At 74.4% G+C, this 442-nt stretch carries 1 pseudogene; it reads right to left on the bottom strand.

Going from position 1 to position 442, the window contains the following annotated elements:
• Positions 1-271: pseudogene (locus KBX39_RS32860) on the bottom strand (hypothetical protein); the annotation flags it as partial.
• Positions 272-442: the final 171 nt, after the last annotated feature.

The following is a 442-nucleotide window of genomic DNA, read 5'->3' as shown; positions in this document are numbered from 1 at the left end:
GCATGAGCAGGTAGTACGGCCCGGTGGCGGCGTCGATGGTGCGGGTCATCCGGGCCAGGTCGGATAGCGGGCGGGTGGCCGCGCTCCAGGTGGCCAGCTCGTCCCGCCACGGCTGGGCGTGCCCGATCCCGGCCAGCGTCACCACGAGCGTGAGCAGCCCCGGCGTCACCCACACCGCCCAGCCGGGAAGGGCGCGAACAGACGCGGGCCCGAACCTCCTCACCCCCGCAGCGTCACACGCCCGCTCCCGCTCACCCCCCAGCTCCCCCATTTCCCACCCACCCGGCCCACCCCACCCCGCCCGCCCCCGGCCCCGACGAACATGAGGTTGACCGCACTTGGCGCCCGTTTTGTCGCCGCTAACTTCAAGATCAACGGGGCGAGCCGAGGGCGAGTCGAGGGCGGGCGGAGGCGGAGGCGGGGTCGGGGTCGGGGTGGGAGG

The organism is Micromonospora sp. D75 (genome assembly GCF_018070405.1).
GTDB lineage: Bacteria > Actinomycetota > Actinomycetes > Mycobacteriales > Micromonosporaceae > Micromonospora > Micromonospora chalcea.
This window is presented reverse-complemented; position numbering and strand designations above follow the sequence as displayed.